This window comes from Massilia sp. Leaf139, assembly GCF_001424165.1.
GTDB lineage: Bacteria > Pseudomonadota > Gammaproteobacteria > Burkholderiales > Burkholderiaceae_D > Telluria.
Genome location: NZ_LMOJ01000001.1, coordinates 1277580 through 1299783 on the forward strand (window position 1 = coordinate 1277580; position 22204 = coordinate 1299783).

Here is a 22204-nt window from a genome sequence, read left to right on the forward strand (position 1 = left end):
AAGATTTCCGCGCGACAAGCGAACTCTACACTACGCCCGTTGTGTAGGTAAAGGACTATGTGCACATTGGCTGTTGTGGTGTTGTGTGCACATAGCCCTTGAAGTATGCTTCGGCCAGTTAACTAGCCCTGAGGAGAGCTAAAAATGAACACCTTGGATTACCTGGCCGAGTGCAAACGGCGCTTGGGTATTGAGAGCGATTACGCGCTTGCGAAGGCGCTAGGCGTAACGCAACAGGCGGTTTCCAGCTACCGCGCTGGCCGAAGCCGCATTGATGATGACGTCGCGTTGACTGTTGCTGAGATTCTGCAAATTGAGCCGCTGGCCGTGATTGCTGCGGCTAATGCGGAGCGCGCAAAAACGCCCGAACAAAAGGCCCGCTGGACGGGCATTATGGAAAAATTTTCCGTGTCTTTTCGTAACCTCCTACCCGTTTGGGACGGCAAGGAACGTCGGGCTACGCCCCGTCATTTCGTGCTTGGGTAGGTAGTAAGTCCCTCTCGACTTCGCATTTTCCAATCTATAGATTATGCGAAGTTTTAGATAATGGCGAGCAGGACTCCTTATGCACCTCATTCCCGTCATTTCTCCTTATTCCACACAGGTCAACGCTCACCCAAGCCGCACCATGCGCCACTTCCGTTTCCCCGCACTTAGGCTTCGCTTAATTCCATTTTTCACAAGCCCTCGCTGATCTATACTACGCGCATCTCGACCCGCGTCGGCCAGCCTTTGCCGCAAACAACCAGCCCAGTGAAACTACCGACGCCTCCCTCCAGCGGGAATCTCTCTTCATGCCGTGCAGCCTCGCTGTCCACGGCGCAGTACAGGATCTGGCCATGACCGGTATGCGCTTTTCCAGTTTGCTTCTCCCGATCGCATTCGCCGTCGTCCTCGCGCTCCTGCTGCGGCACTTCCTCGGTTCGCTGGCCTGGGCTGCGCTGCTGGCGATTATCACCTGGCCGCTGCACCTGAGCTTGCTCGCGCGCGGCTGGCCGCGTGCGCTGTCCGCGAGCGTGCTGCTGGGCGTGCTGATCGTCAGCTTCGTCGGGCCCGCCATCCTCCTGCTCGACACCCTGGGCAGCGAAGTCGCCGGTGTGCACCGCCTTGTCAGCGAGCTCAATGCCAGCGGCGTGCCGGTGCCGGGCTGGATCCCCGATCTGCCCGTCATCGCCGCCTCGGCCCAGGAATGGTGGGAAAAGCACCTGGCCGTGCCCGGCGGCCTCAATACCCTGATCCAGACCACCGTCGGCGACTTCATGCCGCACCTGACCGGTGCCGCGCGCAGCTGGGGCTCGACCATCCTGGCCAATGCGCTTTACCTGTTCCTCACGCTGCTGACCCTGTTCGTGCTCTACCTGCACGGCCCGACCGTGATCCGCCACGTCGACCAGACCGGCATGCGCCTGCTGCCGGCGCACTACGGCATGCTGCGGCGGGTGCTGCCGCTGTCGGTGCGCGGCACTGCGCTCGGGCTGTTCTCGATCGCGATCCTGGAAGGCATCGTGCTCGGCAGCGCCTACGCGATTGCAGGCGCGCCGGCGCCGGTGCTGCTGGGCGTGATCACCGGCTACCTGGCCCTGATTCCGGGCGGCGCGCCGCTCTCGTTCACCATGGTCTCGCTGCTGCTGCTGGGCCAGGGACATTCGGCGGCGGCGCTGGGTTTGTTCTTGTGGGGAACGGTCGAGCTGTTCCTGGTCGATAAATTCGTGCGCCCGAAACTCATCGGCCACAAGGTGAACCTGCCTTTCCTGGCCGTGCTGTTCGGCCTGCTCGGCGGCGTGTCTACCCTGGGCGTGATCGGCCTGTTCGTCGGCCCCTTCATCATGGCCGTCCTGTTCGTCTGGCTGCGCGGCGCCGATAGCATCGCCGACGACCAGCCAGCGGTGACGATCGTTCGCGTGGATTGAGCCAGCCCGCCCGTCGGATTGGTGGCGGCGCGCGTTTGAGCCGCATCAACCGCGCATCCGGGGCGGGCGTCAGACTGGCTTCGCAGGCGTAGAGACGCGCCGCTGTCCCACGGAGGAGCCACCATGTTCAAGCGCATCCTGTTACCGACCGACGGATCCGAACTGTCTTCGCGCGCCGGGCTGGCGGGCGTGAGCTTCGCCAAGGAGGCCGGCGCGCAGGTGATCGGCATGACCGCCCTGCCCGGCTATAAAACCTTCACGGCGAATGCCGACATGATCGAAAGCACCGAGGACGAATACCTGGCCGCCAGCGAGGCGCGCGCCGGCAAATGGCTGGCGGCCGTGAGCGACGCGGCAAGGGACGCCGGCGTCGAGTGCGCCACGGTGCTGGTGCGCGCCGACGATCCGCACGAAGCCATCCTGCGCACGGCGCGTGACCGTGGCTGCGACCTGATCGTGATGGCTTCGCACGGCCGGCGCGGCCTGGGTGGCCTGCTGCTGGGGAGCGAAACGCAGAAGGTGCTGGTGCACAGTTCGATCCCGGTGCTGGTCTACCGCTGAGCTCAAGCAGGCCGGTGATGGTTCGCCGCGGAATTTAAATCCAGTAGATGAAGACAGCCAGGCCCGCGATCAGCGCGACCTTGGTCACCTTGTAGGCCGTGCCGTTCCAGGCTTTATAACGGCGCCGGTACCCGCCCATCACATGCGAAATGCGGAACAGCTTGCTCACCAGGCCGGTCTGGTCGCCGGTCTCGTTGGGCGAGCTGGCCGCCGTCATCATCGTGCGGCCGAGCCAGCGGTTGATGGCCGCCATCCAGCGCGTGCGCATCGGGCGCTCGATGTCGCAGAACAGGATGATGCGGTCGCTGTCGCTGCCGTTGATGGCCCAGTGGATATAGGTTTCGTCGAAAATCACGCCTTCGCCGTCGCGCCAGCTATGACGCTCGCCGTCGACTTCGATGAAGCAGCGGTCGTCGTTCGGCGTGGCCAGGCCCAGGTGGTAGCGCATCGATCCGGCGAACGGGTCGCGGTGCGGGTTGAGCTTGGCGCCCGGCGGCAGTTCGGCAAACATCGCCGCCTTCACCGACGGGATCTTCTGCAGCAGCGCATGGGTCTGCGGACACAGGCGCGCCGCCGACGGGTGGCTGGCGTCGTACCACTTCAGGTAGAAGCGCTTCCAGCCGGTCTTGAAGAAGGAATTGAAGCCGGCGTCGTCGTTCTGTTCGGCCGCCTTGATCTTATTGAGCGCGATCAGGTTTTCTGCTTCGGCGCGGATGATCTGCCAGTTCGCCTGCAAGGGCGCCAGCTCGGCGAAATCACGAACAGGGATGTAGGGCGTGCTCGGCACCCGCGAGAACAGGTGCATGAAGATATTGATGGGCGCCATGAACGACGAATGGTCGAACAGCTGGCGGCCGAAAGGCAAGCGCACCTTGCCCCGGAAGTGAATATGAAGAACCGCGAGGATATAAAAACCAACCAGCGCCCACTTCATCTTTCCCCCAGCCTGGCCTGCGTGGCCAGCATCAACTTAAACAAGGGCGCAAGAATAGCATATCCACCAGGCGTCCGTTGGAGGCCCGGTGAAAACGGCGTCGCTCGTTGCGTGCATGCCGACGCTTGCACGCCGGCGTGCGTCCGCCGCCGCAAATGCGGATGAAGCGTACGCTCTTTTAGTGGAGCGCCGTCATCGCATAGCCCTTTTCGGCAAGCTGGCCTGTCAGGTTGTCGATCTCGTAGTCGGGCAGCTGATCGGCATTGTCGTCGATCTCGAAGGCGCGGGCCTCCACTTCCCAGTCGGTATTGGTTGCTTCTTCGGGGATGTTGCGGGCTTCCGGCACGGCCAAGTAGGAGAACTTGCCGTCGCTTTCGGCTCTGCGGTAAATGTCCAGGCGCATAATCGTTTCCTTACAGTGAAAAAGCGCGCTTTCGGATGAAAGCGTACGGCTCCACAGTAGGCGGTTCCGTTCGGGGCGTCTGTTAATTGCCCCACACTCTGCCGGACAGAGCCACCGGCTTCTCAGCGCCCCGGCGACAAGCCCAGCACGCGCGCCGGCAGCATCAGCACCGCGCGCAGCAGGCTGAAGACGGCGTTGACGCCGATGCCCAGCAGCCGCAACGGCAGCAGGATCAGCCAGACGACGGGATACAGCACCAGCGCCAGCAGGGCGAGCGGCCAGCACAGGAAGAGAAGCAATAGCCACAGCAGGAATCCGAACATCGGTCGCTCCAGGTCAGGATGTGAAGCGAGTGTAAGGCGCGGCCGGCAGGCAGGCGGGTGGAATGCGACGAATGGCAGGCTGGCGCGGCCAAGCTGCAAAATAGCGGGACGAACCAGGCCGGGCGGCCTGGTACGGGGAGCTTCTTACGCGAACTCGACGGTACGCACGGCCACCGGGCGTGGCGCTTCCACCGCGTCGAAGGCGATGCTGGCGCGGATCGCGGCTTGCAGGCTCGGAATCGAGGCGCCGGCGCGGTACTGGAAGGATACGTTGACCACGTCGCCCGCCACCACGTCCAGGGGCTTGGCCAGCGGCAGCGTCATGTAATGGTTCAGCCAGTCGATCGTGCTGCCGCGCTCTTCCACGATGGAGAGTACGTTCTTGGTCACGAAGCGCAGGGCATTCAGTTCACCGTCCTGCTCGACGGTGAAGCTGCCGTGCCAGGCGATCAGGCTGTCGACGGGTTCGGCAAAATCGAGCACGCTGTAGACGGCCGGCTGGGCCAGCTCGACCGTGCCCGGATAAGCGACGGCGGTATCCTGGAACTGCACGATGGGCGCGTGGTAGCCGTGGAAATTGTAGTCCTGCTGCAGCGGCTGCACCGCCATCACGACCGCTTCCGGCATGAAGATGGGCAGCGGGCCGCCGAAACGCGCGAGGTAACGCTGCTTGAAAGCTTCGATGACGGCCACCTGCTTCTCGCGCAGCATGGCGACGTGGATCATTTCGCAGATGACGACGTCGACCGGTTCCGGCGGCAGATAGTCGAACGCATCGGCGTGGATCACCTCGACCTTGTGGCCGTTCGGGTTCTTCGCCAGGAAGCGGCGCGCCTCCTGCACCAGATCCGGATTGAATTCGACGCAATACACTTGATCGGCTTGCTGGGCCGCGAAGAAGGACAGCACGCCGGTACCGCCGCCCAGTTCGAGCACCTTCATGCCGGGACGCACCGCGTGCGCGATGGCGGCCTGGAAGGCGCCCATCCGGTTCTGATCCATCAGCATGTTGTGGTGGTAGTGCACCGGGATGAATTGGCCGAGATAGCAGCTTTCGATTTCGCGTTCGTTCAGCATGGATTTCCTCCGTGAGCGGCACAGGTTTCTGTATCGCAATATTTGATTCGGTGCCGAGATTATCGGCTGCGCCGCCGCTTGTCGATCAGGGGAGGAAAGACGGGATTACCCGCCAGTTCGGGCGACGCGCGTGTCGGACTCCGTGGAGCCGGGCGAAAAAAAACCGGCCTGGAAGGGCCGGCCGCTCATCGGTGCGGAACGTTCAGCCGCCCTGTTCGAGCGCCCTGGCCACGCGCGGCTTGCCGGCGCGCTCGGCCAGCTGAACGGCGGTGAGGCCCTCGGTATTCTTGCGCAGGCGGTCGGCGCCATGGGCGATCAGCACCAGGGCGGTGCCGTCGTGCCCTTCGCGCGCGGCCATCATCATCGGCGTGTAGCCGCCGCTGGCCTTGGGCGAGACGGCATCGACCTTCGCGCCGCGCGCGAGCAGCAGTCGCACGATCTCGTCGTCGCCGGCTGCCGCCGCGTAATGCAGCGCCGTCCAGCCCGGCCGGTTGACGGCCGCGCCGCGCGCCAGCAGGGCTTCCACCGCCGGCCGGTTGCGTTTGAAGGCGGCCATCATCAGTGCCGTGTTGCCGTTGGCCGCCTGCGTTTCCGGATTGGTGCCCGGATGATCGAGGAAGACCCGGAACACCGCCATCGCATCCTCGCGCAGGGCCTGCACAATGCCGGGCTCGCCTCCGATCGGATTGATCTGGTTGGCGTTGACCACCGTGCCGATCATCGCCTTGACCGTGCGCGCGTCGTCGATCTGCACTGCGCGGAAGAAGGTGGTCAGCTGGGATGGATCGGGCGCCGTCGGCGCCGCCGCGTGAGCGATGCCGCCCACCAGGCCGAAGGCGAAGACGAGACTGCGAAGACTGCTGCGGCGCCGTGGATCCATGTCAGGCCTTTGCGTGCTGGAACAGGTTGAAGAAATTCTCCGTCGTGCGGTCGGCCACCTCGCGCAGCGGCACTTCCTTCAGAGTGGCGATGTATTCCGCCACATGCGCGACATAACCCGGCTCGTTCATCTTGCCGCGGAAAGGCACCGGCGCCAGATAGGGCGAATCCGTCTCGATCAGGATGCGATCGAGCGGCACCGCCCGCGCCACCGCCTGCAGGTCTTTCGCGCTCTTGAAAGTGAAGATGCCGGAGAAGGAAATATAGAAACCCATCTCGATTGCCGCCTCGGCCACTTCGAGCGACTCGGTAAAGCAATGCATCACGCCGGCCACGCCGCCGTCCTGCGTTCCCGCGCCCTCTTCGCGCATGATGCGGATCGTATCCGCACTGGCCGCGCGGGTGTGGATGATCAGCGGTTTGCGGGTCTCGCGCGAGGCGCGGATGTGCGTGCGAAAACGCTCGCGCTGCCATTCGAGGTCGCCTTCGAGGCGGTAGTAATCCAGGCCGGTCTCGCCGATGGCGACGATCTTCGGATGCTCAGCCAGTTCGACCAGCTGCGCAACCGTTGGTTCCAGCGTGTCTTCATAGTCGGGATGGACGCCGACCGAGGCATAAATGTGGGGATATTGCTCGGCCAGGGCGAGCACCGAGGGAAAGTCGGGCAGGTCGACCGACACGCACAGGGCGTGGGTGACGCGGTTCTCGGCCATCTTGGCGAGCACCTCCGGCATCCGGCTCGCGAGCTCGGGGAAATTGATGTGGCAGTGGGAATCGATGTACATGCCGGTATTGTACGGGGAGCGGCGACCTCGCGTCACGCGGGGCGGATACGTGGCCACAGCCGTAGGCAACGCGGTTCATTTGTCGAAACCCGCGGGCATGCCCGCGCGTTCACCGCCCGATCAATCGACGACGCGGCGTCCGAGAACGATCACTCGTAGGGTGGGCTCACCGAGCCCACGCGTTCACCGCCCGATCAATCGACGACGCGCTTGCCCAGGATAATCAGGTCGCGCTCGATCCCATCCAGATTCGCCACCCGCGGAAAATTCGCCCAGGTCTCGAACCCGAACTTGCGGAACAGCGCCAGGCTCGGCACGTTGTGTCCGAAGATAAATCCGAGCAGGGTATGCACCTTGATCCGCGGCGCGAAGGCGATCGCCTGTTCCAGGCAGTAGCGTCCCAGCCCACGGCCGCGCCATTCCTCGTCGATATAGATCGACAGCTCGGCCGTGCCGGAGTACGCCGGGCGGCCGTAGAAATTCGAGTAGGACATCCAGCCGATCACGGCCGGCGCGTCGGACACGTCGTTGACATCGTGGATCACCCACAGCGGCCGGCGTTCGGGCGTGTGTTCGGCGAACCAGGCTTCGCGCGAAGCGACGCTCACCGGTTCGGTGTCGGCGGTGACTTCGCGCGAGGCGATGGTCGAATTGTAGATGTCGACGATGACGGGCAGATCATCGCGGCGGGCAAGGCGGTGTACGTAGGACGGCATGGAGATGAAGGGTGATTACAGGGTATGCGTGGCGCGCGAGGAACGCAGCGCCGCGCCCAGGATTTCTTCGATACGGGCCTTGGCGCGCTGGCCAGTCTCGTCGGCCGGGAAGTGCACGCCGATGCCTTGCGCCTTGCTGTTGTTGGCGCCGGCCGGCGTGAGCCAGGCGACCTTGCCCGCGATCGGGTATTTGTTCGGGTCGTCCATCAGCGACAGGATCAGGTAGACCTCGTCGCCGAGTTTATACGGCTTGTTGGTGGGCACGAACATGCCGCCGTTCTTCAGGAAAGGCATGTAGGCCGCGTACAAGGCCGCTTTTTCCTTGATCGCCAGCGACAGTACCGACGGCCGCGGCACCAGCGAAGCGTTCGGGTCGGTGGTATTGCCGGTCATGTCCATCCTTTCAAGCGGCGCCGCAGCAGGCCGCATAGTCCAGCAGCATGTCCTCGACGAAGAGCTTGGCGGACAAGGGATGATCCGCCACCGCGCGCCGTTCGTTCGTGGACTTGATTGCACGTAACAGGTTCGCAGTGTGCACGTTGCCGGCCAAGGCTGCAAGTTCCTTCTGGTAGCGCGGATAGTAGCGCACCGTGCCTGCCAGCTTGCTCGACAGGAGGTCGTAGAGCCAGCGCTGCTGCCAGGAGACCAGCGACGAGAGCGGCGTCTTGCTCAGCTTGTCGGCCTGGCGCAGCGCCGATTCGACGTTGGGCCGGGCCAGGAAACCGAGCAGGGTATCGAGTTCCTCGCGGCTGCCGCCCTGGGCCTTGTCGAGCGCCGCCAATGGCGCGCCGCCCTCCTCGCGCAGCCAGCTGTCGGCGTCGTTCACGCCCTCCGCCTGCAGCCAGGCCAGCGCGGCGGCGTGATCCGGCATCGGCAGCCCGAACTTGCGGCAGCGCGACAGGATGGTGGGCAGCAGGCGATCCAGGCTGTTCGAGGCGAGCAAAAAAACGGTGCCCGGCGGCGGCTCTTCCAGCGTCTTCAGGAGCGCATTCGAGGACGGCATATTCAGCGCCTCGGCCGGATACAGCACCACCACGCGCAAGCCCTGGCGGTGGGTCGAGATGTTCATGAAGTCGGCCAGGGCGCGGATCTGCTCGATCTTGATCTCTTTCGAGGGCGCCTTGCTGGCTTTCGCCTTCTTGTCCTCGCCGCCTTCCTCGCCCTCGCCCGCCGGCTCGTCTTCCAGCGCTTCCGGACGCACCCGGCGATAGTCGGGGTGGTTGTGCTGGACGAACCAGCCGCAGGAAGCGCAGGCGCCGCAGGCCTGGCCACCCGGCTGGACGTTCTCGCACAGCAGGGCCTGGGCGAAGGCTTCGATGAAGTCGGCCTTGCCGATGCCGGCCGGGCCGTGGAACAGGATCGCGTGCGGCATGCGCTCGCGCATCGCCTGGAGCTGCGTCCAGGCGGTTTGCTGCCAGGGGTAGATCATTTTAATACTCGCGTCACAACAGTCTCTCCAGCGCCGCGCCGATGGTGCCCTGCGTCTCGGCGATGCTGCGCGTCGAATCGATCACGGCGAAACGCGACGGATACTGGTTCGCGCGGCGCAGGTATTCGGCACGGCAGCGGGCAAAGAACTCGCCCTGCTCGCGTTCGAATTTATCGAGCGTGCGGGTGGCGTCGAGCCGCTCGCGCGCCACTTCCAGCGGCACGTCGAACAACAGGGTCAGGTCGGGCTGCAAGTGCGGGTGCACCCAGGCCTCGAGCGCTTCCATCTTCACGCGATCCAGGCCGCGTCCGCCGCTCTGGTAGGCGAAGCTGGCGTCGGTGAAGCGATCCGACAGCACCCAGGAGCCGGTATCCAGCGCCGGCTCGATCACCTGCGCCATGTGCTCGCGGCGGCTGGCGAACATCAGCAGCGCTTCGGTTTCCAGGTGCATTTTCTCGTGCAGCAGCAGATCGCGCAGCTTCTCGCCGAGCGGCGTGCCGCCCGGTTCGCGCGAGGACACGACGGTCTTGCCGCGCGACTCGAGGAAATCCTTCACGAAACCGATGTGGGTGGACTTGCCGGCCCCGTCGATGCCTTCGAAGGAGATGAACTTGCCGCGAATTTCCACAGCTTCGCTCATGGCGTGCTCGCCCCGCGCTGGTACTGGTTCACGGCGCGGTTATGGTCGTTCAGGTTGTCCGAGAACTGGCTGGTGCCGTCGTTGCGCGACACGAAATACAGGGCCGGCGTCTTGGCCGGCGCCAGTGCGGCGGCGAGCGACTGGGTGCCCGGCAGCGCGATCGGCGTCGGCGGCAGGCCGTAGCGGGTATAGGTGTTATAGGGCGTGTCGGTGGTCAGATCCTTCTTCGCGATCTTGCCTTCGTAGCGTTCGCCCATGCCGTAGATGACGCTCGGATCGGTCTGCAGCATCATGCCGGTGCGCAGGCGGTTCACAAACACGCCGGCGATCATCGCGCGTTCGCTCTTCTGCCCGGTTTCCTTCTCCACGATCGAGGCCATGATCAGCGCCTCGTACGGGGTCTTGTACGGCAGGTTCGGTTCGCGCTTTTCCCAGGCCGCCTTCAGGCGGTCGAGCAGCATCTGGTGCGCCTGCTTGTAGATCTGCAGGTCGCTCGCGCCCTTGGCGAACAGATAGGTGTCCGGGAAGAACAGGCCTTCAGGGTGCTTGTATTCGCTCGAGATCTTGGCCATCAGCTCGGCGTCGCTCAGCTTGGCCGTTTCGTGGCGCAGGGTCTTGGTGGCGGCGATCGCCTCGCGCATCTGGCGGAAGGTCCAGCCCTCGATGATGGTGACCGCTTCCTGCGCGTATTCGCCGCGCACGAGCTGGGTCAGCAGGCGCCGTGGCGAGGTGCCGGGTTTCAGTTCATAGCTGCCGGCCTTGATGCGGGCCGCATCGCCGGTGACGCGCGCCAGGATCTGGAACAGGGTCGGATTGACGGGCACGCCGGCCTTGACCATCTGCTGGGCGGCCGCGCCGACGCCGCTGCCCGGGGTGATCGTGAATTCGATGGGCGCGCCATCCGTGGTCAGCGGCCCCTTCGACCACCACGAGAAACCGCCGACCGCCACGATGGATACGATGACGCCGGCGACGAGTGTTTTTTTTATGAATGCCATTTGTTTTCGTCAGTCTTTTGCATATGTACGGCGCCTCGTTTTGCCGTCTCCGGCGCGAATTGCTCGACAACTCTATAATGAGGCCGTAATGATAAAGCCTAAACCGCAAAGCATATTGCATTTATGAGCAACTGGACAGAATATCTAGCCGGGCATGGCGCCCGCGTCCATATCGACGAAGCCACCCAGGTCGAGGATTTCGGCCGCAGCTTGAGCACCGCCGACCTGGCCGCCGGTTTCGTCGCCCCCGTCACCGATCTTGGCCTGATCGCCGTGTCCGGCGAGGACGCCGCCCGTTTCCTGCACGGCCAGCTGACGAACGACGTCGAGCACCTGGGTCTGAACGAGGCGCGCCTGGCCGGCTTCTGCACGCCGAAGGGACGCCTGCAGGCGACCTTCCTGATGTGGCGCGATCCCGAGACCGTCTGGCTGCAGCTGCCGCGCGCCATCCAAGCGCCGCTGCAAAAGCGCCTGTCGATGTTCGTGCTGCGCGCGAAAGCCAAGCTGCGCGATGCGTCCGAGGAAGACGCGGTCGGCGCGGTGATCGGCATCGGCGGCGCCGCGGGCGAAGCGGCCCTGCGCGCCCAGGGCCTCGACCTGCCGGCCGCGCCCTACGCGACCCTCGCTTCCGAGCGCGGCACCGTGCTCCGCCTGGCCGACGCCTTCGGCGCGCCGCGTTTCCTGTGGATCGGCGCGACCGCCGCTGGCGAGACGCTGCTGCCGGCCCTGGCGAACACGCTGGCGCTGGGCGGCAACGCTGCCTGGCACCTCGCCGCCATCCACGCCGGCGTGCCGCAAGTCACGCTCGCGACGCAAGAACAGTTCGTCCCGCAGATGATCAACCTCGAACTGCTGGGCGGCGTCAATTTCAAGAAAGGCTGCTACCCGGGCCAGGAAATCGTCGCGCGCAGCCAGTATCTCGGCAAGCTGAAGCGCCGCACGGCGCTGGCCTCGGTCGAGAACGCGGCGGCGCGCGCCGGCGATGAAGTATTTTCCACCGCCGACCCGGATCAGCCTTGCGGCATGGTGGTCAACGCCGCGCCGAATGGCCTGGGCGGCGCCGACCTGCTGGTCGAGATGAAGCTGGCCGCGCTCGAGGAAGACGTCCACCTGGGCTCGAGCAGTGGCGCGCCACTGCGCTTCCTGCCGATGCCGTATGCGCTGGATGCGCTCGACCTCTAGCATGATCGACCTCTACGTGTATTACAAGGTGCGCGACGCACACGCCGCCGCGCTCGCGCCGCTGGTCTGCGCCTTCCAGGCGCGCCTGATCCAGCCCGGCGCCGCGCGCCTGCTGCGCCGTCCGGAAAGCCGCGATGGCCTGCAGACCTGGATGGAAGTCTATCCCGACGTGCCCGACAGCTTCGCCGCCGAACTCGAGGCCGCCGCCGCCGGCGCCGGCTTCGAGGGCCTGATCGAAGGCCCGCGCCGGGTCGAAGTTTTCATGGAGTTCCCACCATGTGCCTGATCGTTTTCGCCTGGCGCGTCATTCCCGGGGTGCCGGTGATCGCGGTGGCCAACCGCGACGAGTTCTACGACCGCCCGGCCGCCCCCGCCGCGCCCTGGCCGGAACACCCGAACCTGATCGCCGGCCGCGACCTGGAACATGGCGGGAGCTGGATGGGCATCACGCGCGAGGGGCCGAACGGCCCCAAGTTCGCGGCGCTGACCAACATCCGCGCCCCCGGCGAAGGCCGCGCCAACGCCCCTTCGCGCGGCGAGCTGGTGGCGGACTTTCTCAAGGGCTCGCTGACCGCGGCCGAGTATCTGGCGGAAGTCGACGCGAGAGGCGACGTCTACAACGGCTTCAACCTGGTGCTGGGCGACCGCGAGAACCTGTACTGGTATTCGAACCGCGCCGGCGACGATCCGCGCAACGGCCAGCCGCTCGAAGCCGGGCGCATCTACGGCGTCTCGAACGGCCTGCTCGACGCGCCCTGGCCGAAGGTCACGCGTACGAAAGCCCAGTTCGCCAGCCTGCTGTGCCAGGGCGCGCCCGAGGACGCCTATTTCGAGATGCTCGCCGACACCACCCGCGCCCCCGACATGCGCCTGCCCGAAACCGGCGTGCCGCTCGACCTGGAGCGCGTGCTGTCGGCGGTGTGCATCGAGACGCCGGGCTATGGCACGCGTACCTCGACGGTGGTGAAGCTGTACGAGAATGCACCGGCGGAGTTGCACGAGCGGATCGTACAGCCGTAGAGAATGTGTAGGGTGGGCACTCCGTGCCACGCGGTGCCGTGCGGGCGTGTCGAGATGTGTTTGTTGCCGCGTTCGTGCGGGCACACGTAACGCGTGGGCATGCCCGCCCTACACTGACTTGGTTCCGCATGCGCGGTTGATCGAGATCGCACCTGTGGCATCCCACGGGCTTAGCGTCGTGGCTTTCACCGCGCGGAGGCTCACCATGCGCACACTGCGATTGCTCTCGGCCACCCTGGCCGCACTGCTGCTCGGCTGCCAGACCACCAGCGGCGGCTCGGCCGGCGACTTCCCCAACAATAATCCCACCGCCACCAGCGCCGAACTCGCCACCGGCGGGTAAAAAAAGGCGGAGCCCAGCGGCTCCGCCCTTTCTGCCGATACTGCCGCGCTTACATCCGCGAACGCAACATCTCGCGCACCTGCGGCGTCGCCGCGTACGGATCGGGCGGGTTCTTGCCGCCCACGATGGCTTCCATCCGCTCCTGCACGCCGCCCAGCGCCTGCGGGTGCGAATAGATGTAGAACTGGCCCTCGCGGATCGCATCGAAGGTGATGCGCGAGACGTCCGTCGCCGACACCTTGCCCGACTCGACCGCCTTGACCGTCAGCGCCTGGGCCGCCATCTGGCTGGCGGTCGGGCGCGTGTCCGGGGTGAGTTCCTCGGGCCGGTTGCGGTGCGACTTGTGGATGCCGGTCGGTACGAAATACGGGCATAGCACCGAGGCGCCGATCGGGGCGCCCACCAGTTGCAGGTCGTGGTACAGCGTTTCCGAGAGCGAGACGACGGCATGCTTGGAGACGTTATAGACCCCCATCGCCGGCGCGTTCAGCAGACCCGCCATCGAAGCCGTGTTGACGATGTGGCCCTCGTAGTCCGGATCGCGCTTGGCGCATTCCAGCATGGCGTGCATGAACACGCGCACCCCGTGGATGACGCCCCAAAGGTTCACGCCCAGCACCCATTCCCAGTCGGCCTCGGTGTTCTCCCAGATCAGGCCGCCCGAGCCGACGCCGGCGTTGTTGAACACCAGGTGGATGCCGTGGAAACGGGCGATGGCCGCGTCGGCCAGCTCCTGCACGTGGGCGCCCTTGCTGACATCACACACCATCGCCAGCACCTCGGCGCCCTGCCCCAGCAGTTCGTCGGTGGCGCGCTCCAGCGCGTCGGCCTGGACGTCGGCCAGCACCAGCTTCATGCCCAGTTCGGCCGCGCGGTCGGCGAATTCACGCCCCAGGCCGCTGCCGGCGCCGGTGATCACCGCTACCTTGCCCCTGAAATTCTTCATGCCGCTCTCCTCAGACTGCGGACACGCCGCCGTCGATGGCCAGGATCTGGCCGGTGATGTGCTTGCTCGCGTCGGAGGCGAACAGCACCACCGCGCCTTTCAGATCCTCGTCGTCGCCCAGGCGGCCGAGCGGCGCGCCCTGCGCCAGGCGGTCGACGCCGATCGAGGCCAGCACGCCCTTGGTCATTTTAGACGGGAAAAAGCCTGGCGCAATCGAGTTGACGGTGATGCCGTGGCGGCCCCACTCGCCCGCCAGCGTGCGCGTGAAATTGACCAGCGCGCCTTTCGAGGTGTTGTAGGCGATCGTGCTCATCGTGCCCGGCGCATTGCCGGCCAGGCCCGCGATCGAAGAGATGTTGATGATCTTGCCGTAGCGGCGCGGAATCATCGACAGCTTGCCGACCGCTTGCGACACCAGGAAGATGCTGCGCACGTTCAGGTTCATGACCTTGTCCCAGGCCTCGAGCGGATGCTCCTCGGCCGGGGCGCCCCAGCTGGCGCCGGCATTGTTCACGAGGATGTCGATCTGGCCGAGGCGGCGCAGCGCTTCTTCCACGAAGGGCTGGACATTCGCTTCGCTCTGCAGGTCGGCGGCGATGGCGGACGCCTCGATGCCGCGTGCCGTCAAGTGCGCTACGGCCTCGTCGAGTTCTTCCTGCTTGCGCGCCGAAATCACGACGCGCGCGCCCTGCTCGCCGAGCGCCTCGGCCATCTGCAGGCCGAGCCCGCGCGAGCCGCCGGTCACCAGCGCGGTCTTGCCTTGCAACGAAAATAGTTCCTGGGTAGTGCGCATGCTGTCTCCGTGTTTTTATGGGTGGGTTGAGTCGGTATCAGACTTCGTAATCCATGCACTGGCGCCCTTCGCGGATGGCGCCGATGAAGGGCACCAGCGCCTTGTGCGTCGGGTGCGCGGCGTAGGCGTCCAGGGCCGCCTTGTTCTCGAATTCCGAGTACAGGACGACGTCGTAGGTCGCTTCCAGGCCCGGCTGGGCCAGCGTGACTTCGAAGGTCAGGATGCCCGGAACGATGTCCGCGCATTCGTCGAGCCGGCGCTTCATTTCGCGCGCATTGGTCAGGCGGTCCTTGCCTTCCGCCTCGTCCTTCAGCTTCCACATGACGATGTGTTTGATCATATCTTTCTCGAATCTCAGCAGTAACTTTGCATGGTTTTACGTATCAGAGCACGTGAATCACAGCACTTCAAACAGGCCCGCCGCGCCCTGGCCGCCGCCGATGCACATGGTGACCACGACATACTTCACGCCGCGGCGCTTGCCTTCGATCAGCGCGTGGCCGACCAGGCGCGCGCCCGACACGCCATACGGATGGCCGACGGCAATCGCGCCGCCGTTGACATTCAGGCGATCCATGGGAATGCCGAGCGTGTCGGCGCAGTACAGTACCTGCACCGCGAAGGCTTCGTTCAGCTCCCACAGGCCGATGTCGGCTACCGTCAGGCCCGCCTTTTTCAGCAGCTTCGGCACCGCGAACACCGGGCCGATGCCCATCTCGTCCGGCTCGCAGCCGGCCACCGCGAAACCGCGGAACACCCCCAGCGGCTGCAGACCCTTCGCTTCGGCCATCGACCGGCTCATCAGGATCGACACCGAGGCGCCGTCCGAGAACTGGCTGGCATTGCCGGCCGTGATCACGCCGCCCGGCAGCGCGGTGCGGATTTTCGAGACCGCCTCGATGGTGGTGTCGGCGCGGATGCCTTCGTCGGCCGCGATCGTCACTTCGCGCGTCAAGAGGCGGCCCGAGGCCTTGTCGGCCACGCCCATGACGGTCGTCATCGGCACGATTTCGTCATTGAAGAGGCCGGCGGCCTGGGCGGCGGCGGCGCGCTGCTGGCTCTGTACGCCGTAGGCATCCTGGCGCTCCTTCGACACGTTGTAGCGCTTGGCGACGGTCTCGGCCGTCTGCAGCATGGGCCAGTAGATTTCCGGCTTGTGGGCGCGCAGCCAGGGGTCGGTCAGCATGTGGGTGTTCATTTCCTGCTGCACGCAGGAGATCGACTCGACGCCGCCGGCGGCCAGGATCTCGGCCTCGCCCGCGATGATGCGCTGTGCGGCCAGGGCGATGGTCTGCAGGCCGGACGAGCAGAACCGGTTGACGGTCATGCCGGGCACCGTGGTCGGGCAGCCGGCGCGCAGCGCGATCTGGCGCGCGATGTTGGCACCGGTGGCGCCTTCCGGATTGGCGCAGCCCATGACCACGTCCTCGACCTCGCCCGCGTCGATGCCGGCGCGCCCGATGGCGGCGGCCAGCACATGGCCACCCAGGGTGGCGCCGTGGGTCATGTTGAAGGCACCTTTCCACGACTTGCCCAGGCCCGTGCGGGCGGTCGATACGATCACTGCGTCTTGCATGCTGGTCTCCTGTTGTCGGACATTGTTGGAATTGGATCAGATGAGAATAGCACAATTAAGAACGGTCGTTCGTAAACTCTCTGACCGGGCTCAACACGATTTTCCGATCTTCGGGGCGGCTGCCGAGTCCAATGAAGGAGCGACTCGTCCGGTTCGCTCCCTGCCGGTTTCTCCACAAGCGAACCCGTCAATAAACTGTAAGTTTCGGGTAAGTTTGGAGCAAGCATGACGTAAGTTTATCGGTCCACACTGCGTCACAGCTGACAAAGTCTCGGCTATCCGATGTTCTAAATATTATACGGAGACAAAAAATGGCAATCACACCCGGCATGACCGCGGGCGGCAAGGCAGTGCCTTCCTCCCATGGGATGACCAAGGAAGAACGCAAAGTGATCTTTGCGTCCTCGCTTGGCACCGTGTTCGAATGGTACGACTTCTACCTCTACGGTTCGCTTGCCGCCATCATCGGCAAGCAGTTCTTCCTGGGCGATCCCACCACCTCGTTCATCTTCGCCCTGCTCACGTTTGCAGCCGGCTTCATCGTGCGTCCTTTCGGCGCCCTCGTGTTCGGCCGCCTGGGCGACATGATCGGCCGCAAGTACACCTTCCTGGTCACCATCCTCCTGATGGGCGCCTCGACCTTCATCGTCGGCCTGCTGCCGGGCTATGCCACGATCGGCATCGCGGCGCCGATCATCCTCGTCACCCTGCGTATCCTGCAAGGCCTGGCGCTGGGCGGGGAATACGGCGGCGCCGCCACCTACGTCGCCGAGCACGCACCGGAAGGCAAGCGCGGCTTCTTCACCGCCTGGATCCAGACCACCGCGACCATGGGCCTGTTCCTGTCGCTGCTGGTCATCCTGGCCACCCGCACCGTCGTGGGCGAAGAGGACTTCACCGCCTGGGGCTGGCGCATTCCTTTCCTGCTCTCGGTGATCCTGCTGGGCGTGTCCGTCTGGATCCGCCTGTCGATGAACGAGTCGCCGGCCTTTGCCAAGATGAAAGCCGAGGGCAAGACCTCGAAGGCGCCGCTGTCGGAAGCCTTCCTGAACGGTAAGAACGCCAAGATCGTCATCCTGGCCCTGGTCGGCCTGACGATGGGCCAGGCCGTGGTCTGGTACACCGGCCAGTTCTACGCGCTGTTCTTCCTGACGCAAACGCTCAAGATCGACGGCGCCACCGCCAACATCCTGATCGCCGTCGCGCTCCTGCTGGCCACGCCCTTCTTCATCGTGTTCGGCTCGCTGTCCGACAGGATCGGCCGCAAGTGGATCATCCTCGGCGGCTGCATCATCGCCGCGGCGACCTACTTCCCGATCTTCAAGGCCATCACCCACTACGGCAATCCGGCCCTCGAGCAGGCAATCGCCACCGCGCCGGTCACCGTCGTCGCCGACCCGGCCACCTGTAACTTCCAGGTCGACCCGAGCGGTACGCGCAAGTTCCCGGCTTCCTGCGACATCGCGACGCGCATGCTGACCAATGCTTCCGTGAACTACACGACCATCGACGCGCCGGCCGGCACCGTGGCCCAGATCAAGGTGGGCGACAAGGTCATCCAGTCCTTCAACGCCAGCATGACCGCGGATGGCCTGAACTTCGATGCGGACAGCAAGGCCAAGGAAGCCGCGCTGAAGACGGAAGTCGTCGGCACCCTGAAGGCGGCCGGTTACCCTGAAAAGGCCGACCCGACCCGGATCAACAAGCCGATGCTGGTGCTGCTGCTGTTCATCCTGGTGCTGTACGTGACCATGGTCTACGGCCCGATCGCGGCAATGCTGGTCGAGATGTTCCCGACCCGGATCCGCTACAGCGCCATGTCCCTGCCTTACCACATCGGTAACGGCTGGTTCGGCGGCCTGTTGCCGACCATCTCCTTCGCCCTGGTGGCAGCCAACGGCAACATCTACTATGGCCTCTGGTATCCGATCATCATCGCCCTGATCACGGTCGTGATCGGCGGCTTGTTCGTTCGCGAAACCAAGGACAACAACATCTACGCAGCCGACTGAGCCGCGTAGCACCCGCAAATTGAAATGCCGCTGGAAACAGCGGCATTTTTTTTGGCCCTGCCGGCGCCAATCATCCGGCAGCGCGAGTTATTCGGCAGCGGGAGCTATTCGGCAGCGGCATCCGCGGCCGGGCCGACCCGGTAGGCGCAGCGCCGCGCGCCGGCCAGCTGATGTTCGATCCGCACCACCGACACCCCCGGCCCCAGCACCCGCCCGAACACCTCGAGCTCCGAACGGCAGAGATCCTGGCAGTTGCGCGCCGCCGTGCGGATCGGGCAGTGGTTCTCCACGAGCAGCATGGCGCCGTCCGCCTGCGCTTCGGCCTCGGCCATGTACCCCTCGGCGTCGCGGGCACGCGCCAGCGCGGCCACCCGTTCCGGCAGCGTCGTCACCGCCTCCACCTCGCGCCGGTAGGCCGCTTCGCTGGCCGTTTCGCGCGCGGCGATCAGGCGCGCCAGGCCCTCCTCGCCGAACAGGGCGCGCACCTGCGCGATCAGTTCCAGGGTGAGCACCGCATGGCGATCCGGGAAGCGCGCGTGACCCGCTTCGGTCAGCGTCCAGCGCCGCACCGGGCGTCCCACCTTGCCGGGAGTGTCGGCCCAGGCCAGCAAGCCCCTGTCCTCGCCGGATTCGAGCTGGCGCCGCACGCCCATCGAGGTCAGACCCAGCAGCGCGGCCAGCGCCTGGGCCGTCTGCGGCCCGCGCGTCTTCAGCAGCACGAGGATCTCGTCGAAGGAATTCATGCGGCTTCCACGGCACGCACGGCGCTGTGCGCGCTCCAGCGGCGCAGCGCGAGCGCCGCTCCCACCGCGAAGATCCCGCCGACGATCAGCACGATGCGCGTATCGAACAGGGCCAGGATGCCGCCGGCGAGGGCCATCACGATGTTCGCCAGGCAGAAGGTAGTCGACAGCAGCCCCATCACGGCGCCCTGGCCATGCTCCGCGAACCGGTCGGCGGCCCAGCCCTGGATGGTGGCGTTATAGAAGGCATGCGGCAAACCGAACAGGACGATGGCAGCCAGGCCGACCTCCAGGCTGCCGAAGCCGACCGCGAGGATGGCCAGCGCCGCTGCGCCCGCTTGCGCACCCGCGCGGCGCCGCGGCTCCCTGGCGCTGGCGCGGCCGGCGAACAGCGCGGCGAAGGTCATCAGGGCGCACATGCCCATGTTGACGAAGGCGATCTGCGGCACGTCGTAGCGGCCGACGTCGACCAGCCAGAGCGGGAAGAATTCATAAAAGGCGGCGACCCCGCAGGCGTAGGCGAAATGCACCTGGAACAGGCGTTTGAGCGGCGCATGGCGCAGCAGCGTGAAGGCGTGGCGCTCGCGCGCGACCGTCCACCAGCGCGCGCCGTGCCCTGGCGCCACCGCTTCGCGTTCCAGGGACAGCGCCGCGAGCAGCGCGCCCAGCATCAGCGCGCCGGCCGCGATCGCGAACGGCAGCACCAATGAGACGCCCACCGTCAGACCGGCCAGCAGCGGCCCGAACAGCCAGCCGAGGTGGAAGGCGCCGTTCTGCCAGGACAGCGCATGGTTGCGCAGGCCCCCGCTCACCTTTTCCGCCAGCATGCCGCGCATGATCGCGCCGTTGCCCTCCAGCAGGCCGGTGGCGAAGCGAGCCAGGAGGAACAGCGGGTAGGATTCCGCGACCAGGGCGGCGGCCGTCAGCGCATGGCCGGCGGCCGCGCCGATGGCGGTCGCGAGCAGCATGCGGCGCCGGCCGAAGCGATCCGATACCGCGCCCAGCACCGCGCTGCCAATCAAGAGGCCCAGCGGGTTGACCATCAGGGCGATGCCGAGCAGGAGCTTGGGCGGCAGTCCGAGGAAGGAAACGAGACCGTTGCCGGTATCGCCCGCGAACAGGGGCGCCAGGATCGGATACGGCAGCGAGGCGCCGGTCGTCGACAGCAGCCCGAGCAGGCAGGCGCTGGCGATGAGCAAACTGGTTCGGGTCGGGGATGCTTGCATGCCCCGATTCTCGCCTTGGCTCGGCAATAAGTAAACGAGATTGTTTATTTAATCAGCCACCGACCGCAAAGGAGGCGCGGCTCAGTCGCCTGGGTCGGCAAGCGGCAGCATGATCGTGAAGGTGCTGCCCTGATCCGCGCCGCGGCTGTCGGCGCCGATCGTCCCGCCGTGGGCCTCGACCAGCTGGCGCGTGATCCACAGCCCGACGCCCAGCCCGCCCGCGGGCAGCACATCGCCGTCGCCCTCGGCGCGCGTGAACAGCTCGAACAGGCGTGCGAGCGTGCGCGGCGACATACCGATGCCGTTATCGGTCACCCGCACCAGCGCCTGCGTTCCGCGCAGCTCGACGTCGACTTCAATGCGCACGGGCGCGCGCGAATACTTGATTGCATTCGCGATCACGTTGTTGAAGGCCTGGGCCAGCCGCGTCGGATCGGCCCGCACCGGAACCGGCTGCGGCGGCATCGACAACAGCAGGGTATGCGTCCTGGCCGACACCAGGGCGCGCGCGCCCTCGACCGCCGCCAGCACCGCGTCCTTCAAGTCCAGCGCCTGCGGCCGCACCGCCGCCTGGCCGTAATAGATATAGGAGGTGTCGAGGACGTCCTCGAGCAGCCGGGTCATGTGGCCGAACTGGCGCTCCATGAGCGCGACCACCGCTTCGGGCATCACGCCCGTTCCGGGCCGGCCCAGCAGCCTCAGGCTGTTGCGCACCACGTTCAGCGGATCGCGCAGCTGGTGCGCGAGCACGGCCAGGAACTTGTCCTTGCGGCGGTCGGCGTCCTGTAGCGAGTCGAGCAGGCGCAGGCGCTCCATGTGCACCCAGGCGCGGTCGGCGATGTCGCGCACCAGCGCCACGTCCTCGGGGCGCCAGTCCAGCGGCGCGCGGCTGATGACGGCCGTGACCGCCGCCGGCCGGCCCGCCACGATGTGCGGCACCAGCAGGCAGGCGCCCACCGAAAGCGGCAGGCCCGGATGGTTCTCGCCTGCTGCGACCGTCTCGCCGCGCGCGAGGCGGGCGACGACGTCCGGGCCGAACTGGGGCAGCACCAGGCCGTCGAGCTCGACGGACTCGAGTTCGCCGCACACCCCCGCGACGACGCAGCGCACCGGCCCGAGATATTCCTCGATCAGGGCGCGCGCGCTGGTGGCGATGTCGTTCGGCTCGACGGCCGCGCGCACCGCGCTGGCCAGGGTGTCGAGCAGGCGCAGGCGCGTCTCGTGGCGCTTGCGTTCGGTGATGTCGTAGGAAACCACCAGCGCGGCATGCACGCGTCCGTGGGCATCGGCGAGCGGCGTGCCATGCGACTCGTACCAGCGCGCGCCGATGCGGTGTTCGCGCACGAAGCTGCCGCCGGCGAGGATGCTGCGGTAGTCCGCCGTGAACTGGGCCAGCAGCTCCGGCGGCAGGGCTTCCTGCAGGGTGCGTCCCTCGAAGTGGGCGGGCGCGAAGCCCGAGGCGCGCAAGCCCGAACCCGCGGCCAGCACATAGCGCAAGCCCGGATCGACGACGAACACCGCGCCGCAGGGCAGCTGCTCGGCGATCGCCCGATAGAGCGTGGAGCCGCCGTCGCCGCCTGCGCAATCCGCGCCGCTCATGCCGGCTTGCCCCGCGGCCCCATGGGTCGCCGAACCCGCGAGGGCGGCCAGGCTATCCTGCAAGGCATCACGGAAGGGCGCAGTAAAGAATGGCATGGACGATATCGGG

General features: G+C 66.0%; 26 protein-coding genes. 8 read left to right on the forward strand and 18 right to left on the reverse strand.

Going from position 1 to position 22204, the window contains the following annotated elements:
• Positions 1-144: 144 nt before the first annotated feature.
• The 3 genes from ASF77_RS05680 to ASF77_RS05690 all read left to right on the forward strand — a co-directional run bounded on the left by ASF77_RS05680 (position 145) and on the right by ASF77_RS05690 (position 2471).
• Positions 145-486 carry a helix-turn-helix domain-containing protein gene (locus tag ASF77_RS05680; protein ID WP_056335660.1) on the forward strand — a complete coding sequence of 114 codons (342 nt, stop codon included), beginning with the start codon at positions 145-147 and terminating at the stop codon, positions 484-486.
• Between the two features lie 353 nt (positions 487-839).
• A complete protein-coding gene (locus tag ASF77_RS05685) occupies positions 840-1910 on the forward strand; it encodes an AI-2E family transporter (RefSeq protein ID WP_229445246.1) in 1071 nt (356 codons plus the stop codon).
• Between the two features lie 123 nt (positions 1911-2033).
• Positions 2034-2471, forward strand: a complete 438-nt coding sequence (locus tag ASF77_RS05690) for a universal stress protein (protein ID WP_056335663.1) — start codon at positions 2034-2036, stop codon at positions 2469-2471.
• Between the two features lie 34 nt (positions 2472-2505).
• Here ASF77_RS05690 and lpxO read toward each other — a convergent pair whose 3' ends face one another.
• The 11 genes from lpxO to mltG form a co-directional block, all read right to left on the reverse strand.
• Positions 2506-3405 carry a lipid A hydroxylase LpxO gene (gene lpxO / locus ASF77_RS05695; RefSeq protein WP_056335667.1) on the reverse strand — a complete coding sequence of 300 codons (900 nt, stop codon included), beginning with the start codon at positions 3403-3405 and terminating at the stop codon, positions 2506-2508.
• A 178-nt stretch (positions 3406-3583) separates the two neighbouring features.
• On the reverse strand, positions 3584-3808 hold the full coding sequence (locus ASF77_RS05700) for a DUF6139 family protein (RefSeq protein ID WP_056335670.1): 225 nt from the start codon (positions 3806-3808) through the stop codon (positions 3584-3586).
• Positions 3809-3930: 122 nt separating this feature from the next.
• Positions 3931-4131, reverse strand: coding sequence for a hypothetical protein (locus ASF77_RS05705; protein WP_056335672.1), 201 nt, complete (start codon positions 4129-4131; stop codon positions 3931-3933).
• A gap of 144 nt (positions 4132-4275) precedes the next feature.
• On the reverse strand, positions 4276-5208 hold the full coding sequence (locus ASF77_RS05710) for a methyltransferase domain-containing protein (RefSeq protein WP_056335674.1): 933 nt from the start codon (positions 5206-5208) through the stop codon (positions 4276-4278).
• Positions 5209-5410: 202 nt separating this feature from the next.
• Positions 5411-6088, reverse strand: coding sequence for an ankyrin repeat domain-containing protein (locus tag ASF77_RS05715; protein ID WP_056335677.1), 678 nt, complete (start codon positions 6086-6088; stop codon positions 5411-5413).
• Between the two features lies 1 nt (position 6089).
• Positions 6090-6872: a TatD family hydrolase gene (locus ASF77_RS05720; RefSeq protein ID WP_056335681.1), complete on the reverse strand. Its 783-nt coding sequence runs from the start codon at positions 6870-6872 to the stop codon at positions 6090-6092.
• A 194-nt stretch (positions 6873-7066) separates the two neighbouring features.
• Complete coding sequence (locus ASF77_RS05725) at positions 7067-7588, reverse strand: GNAT family N-acetyltransferase (RefSeq protein ID WP_056335683.1); 522 nt, start codon at positions 7586-7588, stop codon at positions 7067-7069.
• Positions 7589-7603: 15 nt separating this feature from the next.
• Positions 7604-7981, reverse strand: a complete 378-nt coding sequence (locus ASF77_RS05730; RefSeq protein ID WP_056336456.1) for a PilZ domain-containing protein — start codon at positions 7979-7981, stop codon at positions 7604-7606.
• A 10-nt stretch (positions 7982-7991) separates the two neighbouring features.
• Positions 7992-9017, reverse strand: a complete 1026-nt coding sequence (locus tag ASF77_RS05735; RefSeq protein ID WP_056335687.1) for a DNA polymerase III subunit delta' — start codon at positions 9015-9017, stop codon at positions 7992-7994.
• A 13-nt stretch (positions 9018-9030) separates the two neighbouring features.
• Positions 9031-9657, reverse strand: coding sequence for a dTMP kinase (tmk, locus tag ASF77_RS05740; protein ID WP_056335690.1), 627 nt, complete (start codon positions 9655-9657; stop codon positions 9031-9033).
• A complete protein-coding gene (gene mltG, locus ASF77_RS05745; RefSeq protein WP_200934126.1) occupies positions 9654-10655 on the reverse strand; it encodes an endolytic transglycosylase MltG in 1002 nt (333 codons plus the stop codon). Before mltG ends, tmk begins: the two co-directional genes overlap by 4 nt.
• A gap of 123 nt (positions 10656-10778) precedes the next feature.
• On the opposite strand from mltG, the gene ASF77_RS05750 reads away from it, so the two are divergent.
• The 4 genes from ASF77_RS05750 to ASF77_RS24055 all read left to right on the forward strand — a co-directional run bounded on the left by ASF77_RS05750 (position 10779) and on the right by ASF77_RS24055 (position 13200).
• Positions 10779-11837 carry a folate-binding protein YgfZ gene (locus tag ASF77_RS05750; protein WP_056335693.1) on the forward strand — a complete coding sequence of 353 codons (1059 nt, stop codon included), beginning with the start codon at positions 10779-10781 and terminating at the stop codon, positions 11835-11837.
• 1 nt (position 11838) lies between these two features.
• The gene (locus ASF77_RS05755; RefSeq protein ID WP_056335696.1) at positions 11839-12123 is read left to right on the forward strand and encodes a DUF4936 family protein; all 285 of its coding nucleotides are present in this window, start codon (positions 11839-11841) and stop codon (positions 12121-12123) included.
• Positions 12114-12857 carry an NRDE family protein gene (locus tag ASF77_RS05760; protein ID WP_056335699.1) on the forward strand — a complete coding sequence of 248 codons (744 nt, stop codon included), beginning with the start codon at positions 12114-12116 and terminating at the stop codon, positions 12855-12857. The genes ASF77_RS05755 and ASF77_RS05760 overlap by 10 nt, the downstream gene beginning before the upstream one ends.
• Before the next feature lie 205 nt (positions 12858-13062).
• The gene (locus ASF77_RS24055) at positions 13063-13200 is read left to right on the forward strand and encodes a hypothetical protein (RefSeq protein WP_156648741.1); all 138 of its coding nucleotides are present in this window, start codon (positions 13063-13065) and stop codon (positions 13198-13200) included.
• A gap of 49 nt (positions 13201-13249) precedes the next feature.
• Here the strand turns inward: ASF77_RS24055 and ASF77_RS05765 are convergent, their stop codons facing one another.
• The 4 genes from ASF77_RS05765 to ASF77_RS05780 are packed head-to-tail and all read right to left on the reverse strand — an operon-like array spanning position 13250 to position 16515.
• Positions 13250-14146 carry an SDR family oxidoreductase gene (locus ASF77_RS05765; protein ID WP_056335702.1) on the reverse strand — a complete coding sequence of 299 codons (897 nt, stop codon included), beginning with the start codon at positions 14144-14146 and terminating at the stop codon, positions 13250-13252.
• A 10-nt stretch (positions 14147-14156) separates the two neighbouring features.
• A complete protein-coding gene (locus tag ASF77_RS05770) occupies positions 14157-14939 on the reverse strand; it encodes an SDR family oxidoreductase (protein ID WP_056335705.1) in 783 nt (260 codons plus the stop codon).
• 37 nt (positions 14940-14976) lie between these two features.
• Entirely contained in the window at positions 14977-15279 is a 303-nt protein-coding gene (locus ASF77_RS05775) for a Dabb family protein (protein ID WP_056335707.1), read from the reverse strand.
• A 57-nt stretch (positions 15280-15336) separates the two neighbouring features.
• A complete protein-coding gene (locus tag ASF77_RS05780) occupies positions 15337-16515 on the reverse strand; it encodes an acetyl-CoA C-acyltransferase (RefSeq protein ID WP_056335710.1) in 1179 nt (392 codons plus the stop codon).
• Positions 16516-16826: 311 nt separating this feature from the next.
• Between ASF77_RS05780 and ASF77_RS05785 the strand changes: the two genes are divergently transcribed.
• Positions 16827-18527, forward strand: a complete 1701-nt coding sequence (locus ASF77_RS05785; protein WP_056335713.1) for an MFS transporter — start codon at positions 16827-16829, stop codon at positions 18525-18527.
• A gap of 104 nt (positions 18528-18631) precedes the next feature.
• Here the strand turns inward: ASF77_RS05785 and ASF77_RS05790 are convergent, their stop codons facing one another.
• The 3 genes from ASF77_RS05790 to ASF77_RS05800 all read right to left on the reverse strand — a co-directional run bounded on the left by ASF77_RS05790 (position 18632) and on the right by ASF77_RS05800 (position 22191).
• Positions 18632-19270: a metalloregulator ArsR/SmtB family transcription factor gene (locus ASF77_RS05790; protein WP_056335716.1), complete on the reverse strand. Its 639-nt coding sequence runs from the start codon at positions 19268-19270 to the stop codon at positions 18632-18634.
• The gene (locus tag ASF77_RS05795) at positions 19267-20496 is read right to left on the reverse strand and encodes an MFS transporter (protein WP_056335719.1); all 1230 of its coding nucleotides are present in this window, start codon (positions 20494-20496) and stop codon (positions 19267-19269) included. Before ASF77_RS05795 ends, ASF77_RS05790 begins: the two co-directional genes overlap by 4 nt.
• An 81-nt stretch (positions 20497-20577) precedes the next feature.
• On the reverse strand, positions 20578-22191 hold the full coding sequence (locus tag ASF77_RS05800) for a PAS domain-containing sensor histidine kinase (RefSeq protein ID WP_082493575.1): 1614 nt from the start codon (positions 22189-22191) through the stop codon (positions 20578-20580).
• Positions 22192-22204: the final 13 nt, after the last annotated feature.

What these genes read in the sequence shown, in the direction of transcription:
- ASF77_RS05680 (WP_056335660.1), top strand. Translation starts at nt 145, where the DNA reads ATGAACACCTTGGATTACCTGGCCGAGTGCAAACGGCGCTTGGGTATT.
- ASF77_RS05685 (WP_229445246.1), top strand. Translation starts at nt 840, where the DNA reads ATGACCGGTATGCGCTTTTCCAGTTTGCTTCTCCCGATCGCATTCGCC.
- ASF77_RS05690 (WP_056335663.1), top strand. Translation starts at nt 2,034, where the DNA reads ATGTTCAAGCGCATCCTGTTACCGACCGACGGATCCGAACTGTCTTCG.
- lpxO (WP_056335667.1), bottom strand. Translation starts at nt 3,405, where the DNA reads ATGAAGTGGGCGCTGGTTGGTTTTTATATCCTCGCGGTTCTTCATATT.
- ASF77_RS05700 (WP_056335670.1), bottom strand. Translation starts at nt 3,808, where the DNA reads ATGCGCCTGGACATTTACCGCAGAGCCGAAAGCGACGGCAAGTTCTCC.
- ASF77_RS05705 (WP_056335672.1), bottom strand. Translation starts at nt 4,131, where the DNA reads ATGTTCGGATTCCTGCTGTGGCTATTGCTTCTCTTCCTGTGCTGGCCG.
- ASF77_RS05710 (WP_056335674.1), bottom strand. Translation starts at nt 5,208, where the DNA reads ATGCTGAACGAACGCGAAATCGAAAGCTGCTATCTCGGCCAATTCATC.
- ASF77_RS05715 (WP_056335677.1), bottom strand. Translation starts at nt 6,088, where the DNA reads ATGGATCCACGGCGCCGCAGCAGTCTTCGCAGTCTCGTCTTCGCCTTC.
- ASF77_RS05720 (WP_056335681.1), bottom strand. Translation starts at nt 6,872, where the DNA reads ATGTACATCGATTCCCACTGCCACATCAATTTCCCCGAGCTCGCGAGC.
- ASF77_RS05725 (WP_056335683.1), bottom strand. Translation starts at nt 7,588, where the DNA reads ATGCCGTCCTACGTACACCGCCTTGCCCGCCGCGATGATCTGCCCGTC.
- ASF77_RS05730 (WP_056336456.1), bottom strand. Translation starts at nt 7,981, where the DNA reads ATGACCGGCAATACCACCGACCCGAACGCTTCGCTGGTGCCGCGGCCG.
- ASF77_RS05735 (WP_056335687.1), bottom strand. Translation starts at nt 9,017, where the DNA reads ATGATCTACCCCTGGCAGCAAACCGCCTGGACGCAGCTCCAGGCGATG.
- tmk (WP_056335690.1), bottom strand. Translation starts at nt 9,657, where the DNA reads ATGAGCGAAGCTGTGGAAATTCGCGGCAAGTTCATCTCCTTCGAAGGC.
- mltG (WP_200934126.1), bottom strand. Translation starts at nt 10,655, where the DNA reads ATGGCATTCATAAAAAAAACACTCGTCGCCGGCGTCATCGTATCCATC.
- ASF77_RS05750 (WP_056335693.1), top strand. Translation starts at nt 10,779, where the DNA reads ATGAGCAACTGGACAGAATATCTAGCCGGGCATGGCGCCCGCGTCCAT.
- ASF77_RS05755 (WP_056335696.1), top strand. Translation starts at nt 11,839, where the DNA reads ATGATCGACCTCTACGTGTATTACAAGGTGCGCGACGCACACGCCGCC.
- ASF77_RS05760 (WP_056335699.1), top strand. Translation starts at nt 12,114, where the DNA reads ATGTGCCTGATCGTTTTCGCCTGGCGCGTCATTCCCGGGGTGCCGGTG.
- ASF77_RS24055 (WP_156648741.1), top strand. Translation starts at nt 13,063, where the DNA reads ATGCGCACACTGCGATTGCTCTCGGCCACCCTGGCCGCACTGCTGCTC.
- ASF77_RS05765 (WP_056335702.1), bottom strand. Translation starts at nt 14,146, where the DNA reads ATGAAGAATTTCAGGGGCAAGGTAGCGGTGATCACCGGCGCCGGCAGC.
- ASF77_RS05770 (WP_056335705.1), bottom strand. Translation starts at nt 14,939, where the DNA reads ATGCGCACTACCCAGGAACTATTTTCGTTGCAAGGCAAGACCGCGCTG.
- ASF77_RS05775 (WP_056335707.1), bottom strand. Translation starts at nt 15,279, where the DNA reads ATGATCAAACACATCGTCATGTGGAAGCTGAAGGACGAGGCGGAAGGC.
- ASF77_RS05780 (WP_056335710.1), bottom strand. Translation starts at nt 16,515, where the DNA reads ATGCAAGACGCAGTGATCGTATCGACCGCCCGCACGGGCCTGGGCAAG.
- ASF77_RS05785 (WP_056335713.1), top strand. Translation starts at nt 16,827, where the DNA reads ATGGCAATCACACCCGGCATGACCGCGGGCGGCAAGGCAGTGCCTTCC.
- ASF77_RS05790 (WP_056335716.1), bottom strand. Translation starts at nt 19,270, where the DNA reads ATGAATTCCTTCGACGAGATCCTCGTGCTGCTGAAGACGCGCGGGCCG.
- ASF77_RS05795 (WP_056335719.1), bottom strand. Translation starts at nt 20,496, where the DNA reads ATGCAAGCATCCCCGACCCGAACCAGTTTGCTCATCGCCAGCGCCTGC.
- ASF77_RS05800 (WP_082493575.1), bottom strand. Translation starts at nt 22,191, where the DNA reads ATGCCATTCTTTACTGCGCCCTTCCGTGATGCCTTGCAGGATAGCCTG.